Below are 15966 nucleotides of genomic sequence, written 5' to 3' on the forward strand. Positions count from 1 at the left end.
GCCGGACGCTCCCGACGCTCAGGCCGTGGACGTGTCCAGCAGCCAGGTGAGGATGCGGGGGAGTGCGTGCAGCGCGTCGAAGTGCGCAGCCGCCGGTTCCACCACGACCTTGGCACCCGGGATGCGGCTCGCCAGCCAGCGGGTGTGCCCGACCGGTGAGAACACGTCCTTCTCGCCGTGCCACAGGAGTACGGGGCCAGTGATGGAGGCCGGGTCGAACCCCCATGGGTGACTGAACGCGAGCGCGTCGTCGATCCAGCCGTATGCCGAAGTGCGCAGCCCCTCGCGGTAGTTGCGCAACAGCATGGTGCGTACCCCGGCGTCGTTGACCACCATCCGGTCGGAGTCGGTCAGCTCCCGGCGCAGATCGTCGATCAGCCGCACGGGATTCTTCCTGATCACCGCGGACCGCGAGATGAACGACTCCGCGAGGCTGTCCGGGTCGGACCGAGCCGTGGTGTAGGCCAGTACGTTCGAGGGGGCCATCCCCTCGAACCAGTCGAGGCCCTCGGCATCCCGGGGGGCCAGACCGACCAGGGCGGCGGTACGGGTGACCCGCTCGGGCATCAGCGCGGCGCAGGCCAGCGCATGCGAGGCGCCACCTGACCGGCCCACCACGGCGAACCGGTCGAGCCCGATGTGGTCGGCGATGGCCCGTACGTCCTGCACGGCATCGGCGACGCATCTGCCCGGCAGCCGGTCGGAGTCGCCGTATCCCGGCCGGTCGTAGGTGATCAGCTGTGTCTTGCGCTGGTACAGCACCATGCCGCGCGGCGCCGGACCGAGCCTGCTGCCGGGCATCCCGTGCAGCAGGAAGACCGGTCTGCCGCGAGGATCCCCCAGACGCTCCACCACCAGTTGCCGCCCGTCGGCCGCGCGCACCCGACTGCGCACTCCGTGCCTCCTCGCGATTCCTGCGGGCACGACGTGCCCGGCTTTCCCCGCACCATCCGATGATGACCCATCAGAGTCGATCCCGGCATGGCGCGTGGGAAGAATCCGGTCGGCCGGCGAGGAGGCGGGGGACCGGGTGCGCCGGGAATCGGATCGGCAGGGGCGAATACCGGACAGGACTAGTCCTCACCCGTTGCCGACCCGACGGTCGCACCGGGTGTTCGCAGATGGAACCGACGGGCTCCGACCTCCGGAAGTGAACGTGACACGACCGAACCGGTGGTGTCGTGTGTGCGTCCTGAAGTCGGCCTTGTGTGCTATCTGCCCGGTCGGAATAGTGGGCGCCCCATCCTCCGCGTACGGGCGACCCCACATCATCCGTGCGCGGCCCCACAGGAGGTCGAAGTTGAAGCATCGACGCATGTCCAGGAAGCGCGCAGTGCTGGCCGGGTCGGCCGTGGTCGCCCTGGTCGCGGCAGGAGTGACGTTCCAGAGTGCGAACGCCAGTGACGACGTACCGCAGTTCACCGCGCGTACGCTCGACGCGGTGGCGGCCGGAAAGCTGGCCACCGGTCTGGGCAAGGACCTGGGCACCGACGCGGCGGGCGCGTACTACGACGCCTCGTCGAAGAACCTCGTGATGAACGTGGTCGACGAGGCCGCCGCCGAGCAGGTCCGGCAGGCGGGCGGCAGGGCGAGAGTCGTGCAGAACTCGCTCGCCGAACTGAAGTCGGCCCGGCAGACCCTGACCGGCAAGGCCACGATCCCCGGCACCTCATGGGCCGTCGACCCGGTCAGCAACAAGGTGGTCGTCACCGCGGACCGCACGGTCAAGGGCGCGGCCTGGCAGAAGCTCAGCTCGGTGGTCGAGGGGCTGGCCGGCAAGGCCGAGCTCAAGCGGTCCGCCGGGGAGTTCAAACCCTTCATCGCGGGCGGCGACGCGATCTGGGGCAACGGCGGGCGCTGCTCGCTCGGCTTCAACGTGGTCAAGGACGGCGAACCGTACTTCCTGACCGCCGGCCACTGCACCGAGGCGATCTCCAGCTGGTCGGACTCCCAGGGCGGCGCGGAGATCGGTACGAACGCGGGCTCCTCGTTCCCCGACAACGACTACGGCCTGGTGAAGTACACCTCCGATACCGCGCACCCCAGCGAGGTCGACCTGTACAACGGCTCCGCCCAGCCGATCACCAAGGCGGGCGAGGCGACCGTCGGGATGACGGTGACACGCAGCGGCTCCACCACCCAGGTGCACGACGGCGAGGTCACCGGCCTCGACGCCACGGTCAACTACGGCAACGGAGACATCGTCAACGGCCTCATCCAGACGACGGTCTGCGCCGAGCCCGGCGACAGCGGCGGCTCGCTCTTCGCCGGCGACACGGCGATCGGCCTGACCTCGGGCGGCAGCGGCGACTGCTCCTCGGGCGGCGAGACCTTCTTCCAGCCGGTGCCGGAGGCGCTGTCGGCGTTCGGGGCGGAGATCGGGTGACGGTTCTCCCGCACGGCGAGGTAGTCCTCTTCTGAGCCTGCCGCGTTGCGACGGGCCGGTCCGCATCGCTCACCTGATGCGGGCCGGCCCGTCGCTCCGTTGCGCCTTCTTCACCGCCTTGCTTGCAGAACTCGGTCGCACAGGTCCGCGCGGACCTGCTAGGAAGCCGGAATGCCCTCTCGACAGCATCTGCTCCCACGGGCGGCCCCGGCCGCCTCCGGAATATCGTCCCGTTCGATCGCCCTGCTGCTGGACCGGCTCGAAGAACGATCCGTCGAGTGTCACTCGCTCATGGTCGTGCACCGCGGTCACGTCGTCGCCGAAGGCTGGTGGACGCCGTACGCGGCCGACCGCCCCCATCTCCTCTACTCGCTGACCAAGTCGTTCACGTCGATCGCCGTGGGGCTCGCGATCGCCGACGGGCTGCTCTCGCTGGGCGACCGAGTGGTGGACGTGTTGCCCGACCACGTCCCGGCCGACGTCTCGGAGCAGGGAAGCCGCATCACCGTTCACCACCTGCTGTCCATGACGGCCGGGCACCCCGTGGACAGCCTCGCCGAGGCGTGGGAGCTGGAGCCCGACGACCTGGTGAAGGGTTTCCTGCGGCTGCCGTTCTCCGCGGCGGAGGGGACGCGGCACACGTACGACAACTCGACCACGTTCATCCTGGCCAGGATGGTGGAACGGGTCACGGGCCGCGGCCTTCCCGAGTTCCTGGACGAGCGGCTCTTCAGGCCGATGGGCGTCGATCACGCCGAGTGGGACCGGGTGGCGAGCGGTGCCGCCTTCGGGTTCCACGGCTTGCACCTCACGACCGAGGCCGTCGCCGCCTTCGGTGAACTGTTGCTGCGGGGAGGCGTCTGGGGCGGCCGGCGGCTGGTTCCGCGCGACTGGGTGGAGCTCGCGACCCGGCGGCACATCGACTGCCTGCCGTTCGAGGACGGAACGGACGACGCCGACTTCTCCTGCGGCTACGGCTACCAGTTCTGGATGTCCCGTCACGGGTACCACGGCCACGGGGCCTTCGGGCAGCAGTGCGTGGTGGTTCCGTCGCACGACCTCGTCGTCGCCGTGACCGCCCAGGGGGAATCTCAGGAAGTGCTCGACGCCATGTGGGAGTGTCTGCTGCCCGGCGTGGGCGATGCGGGCAGTGTTCAGGACGACGAGGTGCTTGCCGATCGGCTGCGTCGTCTGTCGCTGCCGCCGGTGCGGGGGTCCGCCGACCCGGAGCGGTCGGTCGGCGCGCGGCTTGATGCCTCGGTCGAGGAATCGGCTCTGCCCGACGGAACGGCGGTGACCGTCGACCCCGACAGCAGCGGTGGATGGCTCGTACGGTTCGAGTCGCTCTTCGACATCGAGGTGGGCCACGAGGAGTGGCGGGAAAGCTGCCCGCTCGGCCGGCCTGTCGTCGCGGCCGGAGCCTGGCAGGGCGACATGTTCGTTGCCGATCTGTACGTCATCACCACCCCGCACCGCGTACGCCTGGTCATCGATGCCGGCGCCGGGACCGCCACGGCGCTGTGGAGCAGTCTGCCGCTCACCGGCCCCGGTCTGGAGCTGCATGTGCGGTCGCCGCTGATGACGCGGCCGGACGTAGCGTAGGGCCGCCATGCACCTGCCATGCCTGGTACCTGCCGTGCCTGGTCGTTGAGCCGACTGGGCGCCGGTAACCGAGTGTTCGTCGGGTGATGGGCAGGAGGACACCGCTGCCGCCCCCGCTCACGGGCGGGGGCGGCAGCGAAGAGTGTGGGCGGCGGGCCCGCCCCGCCGTCAGGCCGACGTCGAGCCCCCACCAGCCGCCCCCGTGAGCGGGGCGTCCGCGGCATCCGCCGCCTCCGGCTTCTTCCGCATCGCCATCAGCAGGGTGATGACCGTGCCCACCACCGCCCACGCGGACAGCACCAGCAGCGGCCCGGTCACCGCGTTGCCCCTGAAGTACGCGATCGAGCGGGCCGTCCAGGTGGAGGCCCCCGGGGGCAGGGCGGGGCCGATCGCCCGCCAGAAGTCGGGGAGCATCGGGAGCGGGAAGGCGCCGCCCGCGCTCGGGTTGCCCGCGATCACCACGATCAGGACGGCCAGGCCGATGCCGACGATGCCGGTGAGCGCCTCCAGGGCGAGCGTGATCATGCCGACCGCGAAGACGGTCAGGGCGCCCAGGCCCGACATGCCCCAGAAGGATCCGGGCAGGGCGCCGAGGATCGGGCCGATGATGATCGCGCCGCCGATCCCGCCCGCGATCGAGTACAGCGCCATGACGCCGGTCCGGATCACCGCGCGCTGACGGTTGGCAGGGCGGCTGCCCGCGCTGATCGCCAGGATCGAGGCGCAGAGGTAGCCGCCCACGCACCAGCCCACGGCCAGGTAGAACGAGGAGAGGCCGTCGAAGTCCTGCTTCGAGGCGGGGGCCACGTCCACGGCGCGTGCCGTGCGGTGCTGGGTGAAGTCGGCCGCCTTGATGATCTTCGTCAGGGAGGTGGCCAGGACGGTTCCCCCGCCGGAGGCGACCAGCACGGTATCGGTCGTGCCCCTGGGGTTGACGATCAGGGCGCCGTCGATCTCGCGGTCGAGGATCTGCCGGCGGGCGGTCGCCGCGTCGCTGACCGTGCGGGGGTCCAGGGGGTCGCCGGGGAGGTTCTTCAGTTCGGTGACGAGGCGGGTGGACACCTGCTGGGGCGCGACGACGCCGAAGGGGACATCCGTCGGCTTCGGGTTGTGGAGCGCTCCGATGTAGGACGCGATGAACAGCAGTTGCAGGGCCAGTACTCCGATGACGAGCAGTGCGGCCCGTGGAGTGACGGCGTTCTTCACCTCGTCGACGAAAGTCATGCCCCCACGCTCCGGGGTTCCCGGCGTTCACGCAGTCGGGGCCGGGCCGAATGGTGGAAAGGGCGGGGATGGCTCACACCCGGGTATCGTACGAATGTTCGAAACTTGGTCTATGGTGGAGAGCGAGGGGGTGGTGAGTACGGATTGGTTCAGGAGGTGCGGGTGCCCGGGTTCACGCATCTGCATACCGTTTCCGGGTTCTCCCTGCGGTACGGGGCCTCGCACCCGGAGCGGCTGGCGGAGCGCGCCTCGGAACGGGGGATGGACGCCCTCGCGCTGACCGACCGCGACACCCTGGCGGGTACGGTCCGGTTCGCCAAGGCCTGTGAGCGGGCAGGGGTGCGGCCGCTCTTCGGGGTGGATCTCGCCGTGGCCCCCGCCGTGCGCGCGGAGGGCGACGGGCGTACGCACCGGCTGCGGACCCCGGTCCGTGGTGGTGCCTTTGTCGATGAATCCGCACCCCGGGTCACCTTCCTCGCCCGCGACGGCGCCCAGGGCTGGGCCGAGCTCTGCCGCCTCGTCACCGCCGCCCACGCGGCCGTGCCCGACGGCGGCCGGCCCCTGGTCGACCGCTCCGCGCTGCCCGCCGAAGGGCTCACCGTGCTGCTCGGACCCGACTCCGAGGTCGGCAGGGCGCTGGCCGCCGGCCGCCCCGACCGGGCCGCCGCCCTGCTCGCCCCCTGGCGGGAGGTGTACGGCGACGACCTGCGGCTCGAAGCCGTCCACCACGGCCGCGACGGCACCGGACCCGGTTCGCTGCGGCTCGCCGCCCGTACCGTCGGCTTCGCCGCCGAGCAGGGGATACGGGCCGTGCTGACCAACGCCGTCCGGTACGCCGATCCGGGGCAGGGCCCGGTCGCCGACGTACTCGACTCCGCCCGCAGGCTCGTCCCCGTCGACCCGCGCCGCGCCCCGCTCGACAGCGGTGAGCGCTGGCTCAAGGACGCCCACGCGATGGCGGAGACCGCCGAGCGGATCACCTCCGCCGCCGGACTCGGCCCCGGCGCGGGGGCGCGACTGCTCGCGGAGACCCGGCACACCGCCGACGCCTGCGTGGTCAACCCCCGGGGCGACATCGGCCTCGGCTCCGTCCACTTCCCCGAACCGCACCTCGTCGGCGCGGACCGGCGCACCGCCCAGCGGGTGCTGGCCTCCCGCGCCGCCGCGGGCATGGTGCTGCGCGGCTACGACCGCAGGCGCGAGTACTGGGACCGGATGCACCACGAACTGGACATCATCGCCCACCACGGCTTCGCCTCGTACTTCCTCACGGTCGCCCGAGTGGTGGACGACGTACGGGAGATGAGGGTCCGGGTGGCCGCGCGCGGTTCCGGGGCCGGCTCCCTGGTCAACCATCTCCTCGGCATCGCCCACGCCGACCCGGTCGAGCACGGGCTGCTGATGGAGCGCTTCCTTTCCAAGCGCCGCTTCGTGCTGCCCGACATCGACATCGACGTCGAGTCGGCCCGCCGCCTCGACGTCTACCGCGCGATCATCGGCCGCTTCGGCGCCGAACGGGTCGCCACCGTCGCCATGCCCGAGACCTACCGGGTGCGCCACGCCATCCGCGACGTCGGCGCCGCACTCTCCATGAACCCGGCCGAGACCGACCGGCTCGCCAAGGCCTTCCCGCACATCCGGGCCCGCGACGCCCTCGCCGCCATGGAGGAACTGCCCGAACTGCGGGAAGTGGCGAGGACGAAGGAGAAGTACGGACGGCTGTGGGAACTGGTGGAGGCGCTCGACGCCCTGCCGCGCGGCATCGCCATGCACCCGTGCGGGGTCCTTCTCTCCGACGCCTCGCTGCTGCGCCGCACCCCCGTCATGCCCACCAGCGGCGAGGGCTTCCCCATGGCGCAGTTCGACAAGGAGGACGTGGAGGACCTCGGGCTGCTCAAGCTCGATGTGCTCGGTGTACGGATGCAGTCGGCGATGGCGCACGCGGTCGCGGAGGTCGAGCGGGCCTCGGGCGAGGAAGTGGACCTGGACGCCGTGGAGCCGGGGGACCCGGAGACGTACCGGCTGATCAGGTCCGCCGAGACGCTGGGCTGTTTCCAGATCGAGTCGCCCGGCCAGCGTGACCTGGTCGGCAGGCTCCAGCCGGCCACGTTCCACGACCTGGTGGTCGACATCTCGCTGTTCCGGCCCGGTCCGGTCGCCGCCGACATGGTGCGCCCGTTCATCGAGGCCCGGCACGGCAGGGCGCCGGTCCGCTATCCGCATCCCGACCTGGAGGGACCGCTGCGCGAGACGTACGGAGTAGTGGTCTTCCACGAGCAGATCATCGAGATGGTCGACCTCATGACCGGCTGCGGCCGGGGTGAGGCCGACCGGGTCCGGCGCGGGCTCTCCGACCCCGGGTCGCAGGACCGGATCAGGCTCTGGTTCGCGCAGCACGCGGCAGCCCGGAAGTACGACGCCGAGGTGATCGCCCGTGCCTGGGAGATCATCGAGGCGTTCGGCAGCTACGGCTTCTGCAAGGCGCACGCGGTGGCCTTCGCCGTGCCGACCTACCAGTCGGCCTGGCTGAAGGCGCATCACCCGGCGGCCTTCTACGCCGGGCTGCTCACCCACGACCCGGGGATGTACCCGAAGCGGCTGCTGCTCGCGGACGCCCGGAGGCGCGGGGTTCCGGTGCTGCCACTGGATGTGAACCGGTCGGCGGCCGTCCATCGAATCGAACTGGTGTCTGATGAGGAGAGAGGGGGCGGGAAGGCCTGGGGGCTGCGGCTGGCGCTCTCGGACGTCCATGGGATCAGTGCGGCCGAGGTCGGCCGGATCGAGGCCGGGCAGCCCTACACCTCGCTGCTGGACTTCTGGCAGCGGGCCCGTCCGGGCAAGCCCGCCGCCGAACGGCTGGCCCAGGTCGGCGCGTTGGACGCGTTCGGCGCCAACCGGCGTGATCTGCTGCTCCACCTGTCCGAACTGCACCGGGCCCAGCGCGGCGCGGGTTCCGGCGGCTCGGGCGCGCAGCTTCCGCTCGGCGGCGGGCACCGGACCGGGTCCATCGGTCTGCCCGACCTCAACGAGGCGGAACGGCTCAGCGCCGAACTGGGTGTGCTGAGCATGGACGTCTCGCGCCATCTGATGGGCGATCACCACGCTTTCCTGGAGGAGCTCGGCGCGGTCTCGGCCAAGCGGCTGCGTGAGGCGCGGCACGGAGACACCGTGCTGGTCGCGGGTGCCAAGGCGGCCACCCAGACCCCGCCCGTCCGCTCCGGGCGCCGGGTCGTCTTCACGACCCTGGACGACGGTACGGGCCTGGTCGACCTGGCCTTCTTCGACGACAGTCATGCCGCCTGCGCGTACACCGTCTTCCACTCCTGGCTGCTGCTGGTGCGCGGGGTGGTGCAGCGGCGCGGGCCGCGGAGCCTGAGCGTGGTCGGCGCGGCCGCCTGGAACCTGGCCGAGCTGGCCGAGCTGCGGCGCACCGGCGGACTCGACGCGGTCGCGGCCCGGCTGGCGGAGGTGCCCGCTCCGGAGAAGGAGGAGGGCGCCGCGTCTTCCGAGTCCCCGGCGGACGACGGCCGCCGGATCCGGATGCCCACCGGCTACGAGATGAACCCCTGGTCCGACCTCCAGCCGCCCGGCGAGGGCGCACCCACCGGACGGAAGCTGTGGCATCAGAGCCCGGGGAGTGCGGGATGAACGGGACGAGCGGGATGAGCGGGATGAGCGGGGTGGGTGAGATGAGCGGGTTGAGCAGGGTGGGTGAGATGAGCGGGATGAGCGAGCAGCCCGGAATCCTCTGCCTGCGGTTCCGCCGGGTCGGCGGCGGCCTCCCGGACGGCGCCGGTTACACGGGGCTGCTCGCCCTGCTCGGTTCGTTCACCCCTCTCGTCGAGGCGGCGCCGCCCGACGGCGCGCTCGCCGATGTCCGGGGCGCGCTGCGCTACTTCGGGCGGGACGTGGCGGGCCTTGCCTCGGTGATCCGGGTCCGCGCGCTGGCCCTGCACGGCGTGGACTGCGCGATCGGGGCCGCCGGGAACCCGATGCTGGCCCGGATGGCGCTGCGGCAGGCCGCGCCCGGGACGACCTTCGTGGTGCCCGCCGGCGGGGCCGCCGCCTTCCTCGCGGACCGGCCGGCCGCCGCGCTGGACGGCGTCGGGGCGGCGACGGCCCGGACCCTGTGCGGATACGGACTCGACTCCGTCGGCCGGATCGCGGCCGCTCCGCTCGGCACCCTGCAACGGATCACCGGGGTGCGGACCGGGCGCGAGCTGTGGGAGCGGGCGCACGGCATCGACCGTACGGCGGTCGTACCGAACGCCGCGGCCCGCTCGCTCGCCGCCGAACGGACCTTTCCGCGCGACGAGCTGGACCGCGAGCGGCAGCGGCGTGCGCTCATGTCGCTCACCGAGGAGCTGGGGGCGAGGATGCGCGGCGAGGGGCAGGTGTGCCGCTCGCTCGCGGTCTCCGTGCGCTACGCCGACCGGACCGGGTACGCGACGCTGACCCGCAGCCGTACGCTCCGCGAGCCCACCGCGCACTCCGCGGAGCTCACCGCACTCGCCTACCGGATCCATGACTCGTTCGCCCTGCAGCGGGCCCGGGTGCGGGGGATCGCGCTGCGTGCCGAGGGGCTCGGCGAGGCCGGGCGGGCCGCGCACCAGCTGACCTTCGACCCGGTCGACGAGCGGGTCCGGCGGATCGAGGCGGTCGCGGACCGGCTGCGGGAGAAGTTCGGGCCGCGGGCCGTGATGCCGGGGCGGCTCGCGGCCTGAGCCGCGTGCCGGACACCGTCCTGAACTGTCCTGAAGCCACGGTTACTCCCGGGTCAGTTTTTACCGACGCGTAACTTCCCACGTAACCTTACTCGTGCGTAAGTTGGCATGAGCACATAGAACGTCGTCAGAACTTGTGGTCCGGGCCGCAGGGTGCACAGACATCGCAACTCCCTTGAGCCGCAAGGAGACCACACGATGCTGCCCTGGACCCGTGCGCCGCGTACCCCACGTGCGCGGACCGCCCTCGCCGCACTGTTCCTCGCCGTCGCCGCAGTCGCCACCCCCACGGCCACCGCTGCTGCAGCCGCCCCCACCGCCGTCACGGCCACCTCCCGTGGCTGGAACGACTACTCCTGCAAGCCCTCCGCGGCCCACCCGCGGCCCGTCGTCCTGGTTCACGGGACCTTCGGGAACTCCGTCGACAACTGGCTCGTCCTCGCCCCCTACCTGGTCAACCGGGGCTACTGCGTCTACTCGCTCGACTACGGGCAGCTCCCGGGCGTGCCGCTCTTCAACGGCCTCGGCCCGATCGACAAGTCGGCCGGACAGCTCGCCGCCTTCGTCGACAAGGTGCTCGCCTCCACCGGGGCCCCCAAGGCCGACCTCGTCGGCCACTCCCAGGGCGGCATGATGCCGAACTACTACCTGAAGTTCCTCGGCGGAGCGCCCAAGGTGAACGCCCTGGTCGGGCTCGCGCCCGACAACCACGGCACCACCCTCCTCGGCCTGACCAAGCTGCTTCCGTACTTCCCCGGCGCCGGGGACCTGCTCAACGCCGGTACGCCGGGACTCGCCGACCAGGTGGCCGGATCGCCCTTCGTCACCAAGCTCAACTCGCTCCCCGACACCGTGCCCGGCGTGCACTACACCGTCATCGCGACCCGGTACGACGAGGTCGTGACCCCGTACCGGACACAGTTCCTGGACGGGCCGGACGTACGCAACGTCCTGCTCCAGGACCTGTGCCCGGTCGACCTGTCCGAGCATGTGGCGATCGGGACCATCGACCGGATCGCCTACCACGAGGTGGCGAACGCCCTGGACCCGGCGCACGCCACCCCGACCACGTGCGCCTCGGTCATCGGGTAGGGAACGCGCCGGACAGCAACGGTCACTGACCGGACCGTCCGTCAGCGTCCGCGCCGGGCCGCCGCGGTGGCCCGGCGGCGGACCGAGACCAGCAGGGCGGCGGCGCCCAGTGCGACCGCGGCGGCGCCCCCCATGGCCAGCCGGCCGGTGGCGGCGCTGCCGCCCGTCTCGGCGAGGTGGTCGGACCCGGCGACGGGGACGCCGGCCGACGCGCTGTCCGGCTCCGGGGCATTGGCCGGAGCCGGCGCACCGGCCGCCTCGGTGACCGCCGCGCCCGTACCGGCGTCGTCGTCACCGTGGCCGCCGTGCTCGACCGAGGACTTCTGCGCACCCTCGGTGATCTCCTGCTCGGAAGGCGCCGAAGCGGACGGCGCGGGCACGGCGGCGACCGAGCCGCTGCCGCTCGTTCCGCTGCCGCCCGCGCCGTCGAAGACCACGTCGGAGCACGCGTAGAACGCCTCGGGGGAGTCCGACCGCTGCCAGACGGTGTAGACCAGCTGGCGTCCCGAGCGCTCGGGAACGGTGCCGTCGAAGACGTACGAACCGTCCACCAGCTCGGGGTCGGTGGCCTCGGCGAACGGCTTCTCCTCCAGGTCCGACCACTTCAGCGGCTTCGTGGGGTCGTAGCCGGCCGTGGTGAGATACAGCGCGAAGGAGCCCCGATGCGGTGCGGTGGCCCGGAAGCGGAAGGTGTGGGAGCCGGCCTTCACAGCGGTGGCCGGCCAGTCGGCGCGCGGCAGATCGAGCCCTTTGAACTTGTCGTTGCCCGCGCTGCACAGCTTGCCGTCCGGGATCAACTGCCGGTGTTTACCCGCCGCATTGGCGATGTTGACCCCGTTCCAGTCGTACAGCGCCTGTGTGCCGCCGGCCGCGACCGCGGCCACGCACGCGGCGGACCGCGGGTGTTCCGGACCCTCGGCGAAACAGGCCGAGACCCGGCTCACCGGGTCCGTCAGCGACCCGTGCGCCGAGGCCGGAGCAGCGGTCAGGACAGTGACGACGAGCGGCGTCGCGGCGAGCGCGGCGACGGCGGCGGTCCGGCGGCGGGCGGGGGTGATGGCGGGCATGGTGAGGTACTCCTTCAGCGGTCCACGGCGGTCTGCGGGACGTCCGGGGAACAGCAAGCTAGCCCGCGCCCAGTCCCGGAAAGGCCCTGGAGAGGGGCTGCCGGCCATCGTTATGACGGGCTTAAGGAGCCACTCAAGAACGCTTAAGACCTGCCTTCCCGAGAGAGACCTCCGCCGTTGTCAGTGGCAGCTGGCACGATCGGTCCATGACGACGATCGACTGGGACGCAGCCGCCGGATCCTTCGATGACGAGCCGGACCACGGCCTGCTCGACCCCGTGGTCCGGCATGCCTGGGCGCAGCGGCTGGAGAACTGGCTGCCCCGGGATCGGTCCGAGGTGCTCGACCTGGGATGCGGCACGGGAAGTCTGGCGCTGCTCGTCGCGGGGCAGGGCCACCGGGTCACCGCCGTGGACCGCTCGCCCCGCATGGTCGAGCAGGCGCGCGCCAAGCTGGCCGGTACGGGGACGGAGGTCCTGGTCGGGGACGCCGCCGCGCCGCCGGTCGGCAAGCAGCGGTTCGACGTGATCCTGGCCCGGCACGTGGTGTGGCTGCTCCCCGATCCGGCCGCCGTCCTGGCCCACTGGTTCGGCCTGCTCCGGCCCGGCGGCAGACTGGTCCTGGTGGAGGGCGTGTGGAACGGGGTCGGTCTGTCCGCCCGGCGGCTCTCCGCGCTGCTCGCCCCGTTCACCGAGCGCGTCCACCACGAGCCGCTCTCCGGCGACCGGGACCTCTGGGGCAAGGAGGTCGACGACGAGCGCTACGCCCTGGTGGCGCGTGCCGAACCTCCCCGCCGGCACACCGAGGTCGTCGATGTGCATCTGATCCTCCGCCGGGGCCCGGACGTCCTGCTCGCCCGACGGGCCGGTACGGGGTACGCGGACGGGCTGCTGCACGCGCCGTCCGGGCACGTGGAGGACGGTGAGGACGTCCGGGAGGCGGTGATCCGCGAGACGGCCGAGGAGATCGGGGTGGCGCTGGAGCCGGAAGAGCTGCGCACCGCCCTGGTCATGCAGCACCGGGGACCGGGCGGCAACCCCAGGACGGGCTGGTTCTTCGAGGCGGCGTACGACCCCGAGCGTCCCCCGCACAACCGCGAACCGGACAAGTGTTCCGAGCTGGCGTGGTTCCCGCTGGACGCCCTGCCGGACGACATGGTCGCGTACTGCCGCGCCGGCCTGGACGGCTACCGGACGGGGGAGCACTTCCTGATCCACTGGCACGAGGACGGCGACACCGTCGTGTTCGAGCCGCGGGGCGTCCGGCGGGCCGTTCCGCTGCCGGCCGGCGGGGCCCGCACCGGGCGGCTCCACCACATCGAGCTGTGGGTGCCCGACCTGGCGGCCGCCGCGTCCGGCTGGGGCTGGCTCCTCGGTGAGCTGGGCCATGTCCCGTACCAGCAGTGGGCGCACGGCCGCAGCTGGCGGCGGGGCGACAGCTATGTGGTGATCGAGCAGTCGCCCGACCTGGTCCCCGGAGGGCATGAGCGACGCCGCCCCGGGCTCAACCACCTGGCGTTCCACGTCGAGGACCGGGCCAGGCTCGACGCGCTGGTGGCCCGGGCCCCGGAGCACGGCTGGCGGCTGCTCTTCGGCGACCGCCATCCGCGGGCGGGCGGTGACGGGCACGTGGCCGCGTACCTGGAGGACACGGCGGGGTACGAGGTGGAGCTGGTGGCCGGCGCCGCGCCCACCCGCCCCGGGCCGTCGGCCCCGGCACCGCACACCGATGGCTGGGCGCGGCGGCGGCACTGACACCCGGTGGCGTGCTCCGGCGCGAGGCGGAGCACGCCACCGGGTGTGCGGGCCCCCTACCGGCGTCCGAGGGTGCTGTGGCGCCGCCCGGTGTCCGGGGCGGCCCGGCTGTCCGGCGGATCAGGGACCGGCAGGCTTCAGAGCGTGCGCTCCAGACGGTCGGCCATCAGCCGGACGAAGCGCGACGGGTCGCCCAGCTCACCACCCTCGGCCAGCAGCGCCAGATCGTGGAGGAGTTCGGCCGTCTCCTCCAGACCGGAGCCGGTGTCCCCGCCTCGCCCGGCGTACGCCCGGTTGAGGCCGCCGACCAACGGGTGCTCGGGGTTGAGTTCGAGGATGCGCTTCACCTGGGGGACGGGCTGCCCCATGGCGCGGTACATGCTCTCCAGGGCGGGTGTCACATCGTGCGTGTCCGAGACGATGCAGGCAGGTGAGACAGTCAGGCGCGAGGAGAGCCGCACGTCCTTGACGGTCCCGCTCAGCCGCTCCGTCATCCAGCTGAGCAGATCCGCGTACTCCTGCTGACGGTTCTCCCTCTCGGTCGCGGCCTCCTTCTTCTCCTCCTCCGTACCGAGGTCGACCTCGCCCTTGGCGACCGACCGCAGCTTCTTGCCGTCGAACTCGGGCTCCGCCTCCACCCACACCTCGTCGACGGGATCCGTCAGCAGCAGCACCTCGACGCCCTTGGCCCGGAACGCCTCCATGTGCGGGGAGTTCTCGATCGCCTCCCGGGACTCGCCCGTGAGGTAGTAGATGTGCTCCTGGCCGTCCTTCATCCGCTCCACGTACTGCCGTAGCGTGGCCGGCTCCTCCTTGTCGTGGGTCGTGGCGAAGGAGGCGACACCGAGGATGGCGTCGCGGTTCTCGAAGTCGCTCAGCAACCCCTCCTTGACCACGCGGCCGAACTCCCGCCAGAACGTGGCGTAGCGCTCCGGATCGCCGGACATCATGTCCTTGACCGCCGACAGCACCTTCTTCGCCAGCCGCCGGTGCATCAGTTGGATCTGGCGGTCCTGCTGGAGGATCTCGCGCGACACGTTGAGCGACAGGTCCTGCGCGTCGACGACGCCCTTGACGAAGCGCAGGTATGACGGCATCAGCGCCTCGCAGTCGTCCATGATGAAGACGCGCTTCACATAGAGCTGGATGCCGCGTTTGTACCCCTGAACGAAGAGGTCCTGGGGCGCGTGCGAGGGGACGAACAGCAGAGCCTGGTACTCGAACGTGCCCTCGGCCTGGAGCCGGATGGTTTCGAGCGGGGCGATCCAGTCATGGCTGATGTGCTTGTACAGCTCGTGGTACTCGTCGTCCGTGACCTCGTCGCGCGAGCGGGCCCACAGTGCCTTCATCGAGTTGATGGTCTCGGGTTCGCGCGCCGTGTCACCGCCCTCGTCCCCCTCCCCGGAGCCCACGCCGGCGGGCTCCGGAACCATGCGCACCGGCCAGGTGATGAAGTCCGAGTACCGCTTGACGATCTCCCTGATCTTCCATGGAGACGTGTAGTCGTGGAGCTGGTCCTCGGAGTCCTCCGGCTTGAGCCGGAGAGTGACCGTGGTGCCCTGGGGGGCCTCGTCGACGGTCTCGATCGTGTACGTGCCCTCACCGGTCGACGTCCAGCGGGTGCCCCGGTCCTCGCCCGCCCGCCGGGTCAGCAGGACGACCTCGTCGGCCACCATGAAGCTGGAGTAGAAGCCGACACCGAACTGGCCGATCAGGCCTTCGGCCGCAGCGCCGTCCCCGGCGTCCCTGGCCTCCCTGAGGTCCTTCAGGAACGCGGCCGTACCCGAGTTCGCGATGGTCCCGATGAGCTGGACCACCTCGTCGTGCGACATCCCGATGCCGTTGTCCCGCACGGTCAGCGTCCGGTTCGGGCGGTCGGCTTCGAGCTCGATGTGGAGGTCGGACACGTCCGCGCCGAGCGCGTCGTCGCGGAGCGCTTCGAGCCGCAGCTTGTCGAGCGCGTCGGAGGCGTTGGAGACGAGTTCACGCAGGAACACGTCCTTGTTCGAGTAGATCGAATGAATCATCATCTGCAGAAGCTGACGCGCTTCCACCTGGAACTCGAACGTCTCAGTGGGCATAGTCCGTGCATCCTTCTCAGGTCACCGGGCGGGCAA

The 15966-nt window shown here is 71.6% G+C and carries 10 protein-coding genes; 6 read left to right on the forward strand and 4 right to left on the reverse strand.

The window, feature by feature from the left end:
- Positions 1-18: 18 nt before the first annotated feature.
- Positions 19-894, reverse strand: a complete 876-nt coding sequence (locus tag EAO72_RS05575; protein ID WP_148016063.1) for an alpha/beta fold hydrolase — start codon at positions 892-894, stop codon at positions 19-21.
- A 406-nt stretch (positions 895-1300) separates the two neighbouring features.
- Between EAO72_RS05575 and EAO72_RS05580 the strand changes: the two genes are divergently transcribed.
- Together EAO72_RS05580 and EAO72_RS05585 are read left to right on the forward strand one after the other, a co-directional pair.
- Positions 1301-2386, forward strand: coding sequence for a S1 family peptidase (locus EAO72_RS05580; protein ID WP_148016064.1), 1086 nt, complete (start codon positions 1301-1303; stop codon positions 2384-2386).
- A gap of 171 nt (positions 2387-2557) precedes the next feature.
- Positions 2558-3988 carry a serine hydrolase domain-containing protein gene (locus tag EAO72_RS05585; RefSeq protein ID WP_187284936.1) on the forward strand — a complete coding sequence of 477 codons (1431 nt, stop codon included), beginning with the start codon at positions 2558-2560 and terminating at the stop codon, positions 3986-3988.
- Between the two features lie 168 nt (positions 3989-4156).
- Here the strand turns inward: EAO72_RS05585 and EAO72_RS05590 are convergent, their stop codons facing one another.
- Entirely contained in the window at positions 4157-5212 is a 1056-nt protein-coding gene (locus EAO72_RS05590; protein WP_148016065.1) for a DUF3533 domain-containing protein, read from the reverse strand.
- A gap of 162 nt (positions 5213-5374) precedes the next feature.
- Between EAO72_RS05590 and EAO72_RS05595 the strand changes: the two genes are divergently transcribed.
- The 3 genes from EAO72_RS05595 to EAO72_RS05605 all read left to right on the forward strand — a co-directional run bounded on the left by EAO72_RS05595 (position 5375) and on the right by EAO72_RS05605 (position 11028).
- Complete coding sequence (locus tag EAO72_RS05595) at positions 5375-8860, forward strand: DNA polymerase III subunit alpha (RefSeq protein ID WP_148016066.1); 3486 nt, start codon at positions 5375-5377, stop codon at positions 8858-8860.
- A 77-nt stretch (positions 8861-8937) separates the two neighbouring features.
- On the forward strand, positions 8938-9936 hold the full coding sequence (locus tag EAO72_RS05600) for a DNA polymerase Y family protein (RefSeq protein ID WP_148016441.1): 999 nt from the start codon (positions 8938-8940) through the stop codon (positions 9934-9936).
- A gap of 198 nt (positions 9937-10134) precedes the next feature.
- Positions 10135-11028, forward strand: coding sequence for an esterase/lipase family protein (locus EAO72_RS05605; protein WP_148016067.1), 894 nt, complete (start codon positions 10135-10137; stop codon positions 11026-11028).
- A 41-nt stretch (positions 11029-11069) separates the two neighbouring features.
- Here EAO72_RS05605 and EAO72_RS05610 read toward each other — a convergent pair whose 3' ends face one another.
- Entirely contained in the window at positions 11070-12095 is a 1026-nt protein-coding gene (locus EAO72_RS05610; RefSeq protein WP_148016068.1) for a lytic polysaccharide monooxygenase auxiliary activity family 9 protein, read from the reverse strand.
- Positions 12096-12301: 206 nt separating this feature from the next.
- Here EAO72_RS05610 and EAO72_RS05615 point away from each other — a divergent pair, with 206 nt between their 5' ends.
- Complete coding sequence (locus EAO72_RS05615; protein WP_148016069.1) at positions 12302-13849, forward strand: trifunctional class I SAM-dependent methyltransferase/NUDIX hydrolase/VOC family protein; 1548 nt, start codon at positions 12302-12304, stop codon at positions 13847-13849.
- A gap of 137 nt (positions 13850-13986) precedes the next feature.
- Here EAO72_RS05615 and htpG read toward each other — a convergent pair whose 3' ends face one another.
- Positions 13987-15930 (reverse strand): molecular chaperone HtpG, encoded by a 1944-nt coding sequence (gene htpG, locus EAO72_RS05620; RefSeq protein ID WP_148016070.1) that lies wholly within the window; start codon positions 15928-15930, stop codon positions 13987-13989.
- Between the last annotated feature and the right edge of the window lie 36 nt (positions 15931-15966).

The organism is Streptomyces sp. OR43 (genome assembly GCF_008042275.1).
In the GTDB taxonomy this organism is placed as follows: Bacteria; Actinomycetota; Actinomycetes; order Streptomycetales; family Streptomycetaceae; genus Streptomyces.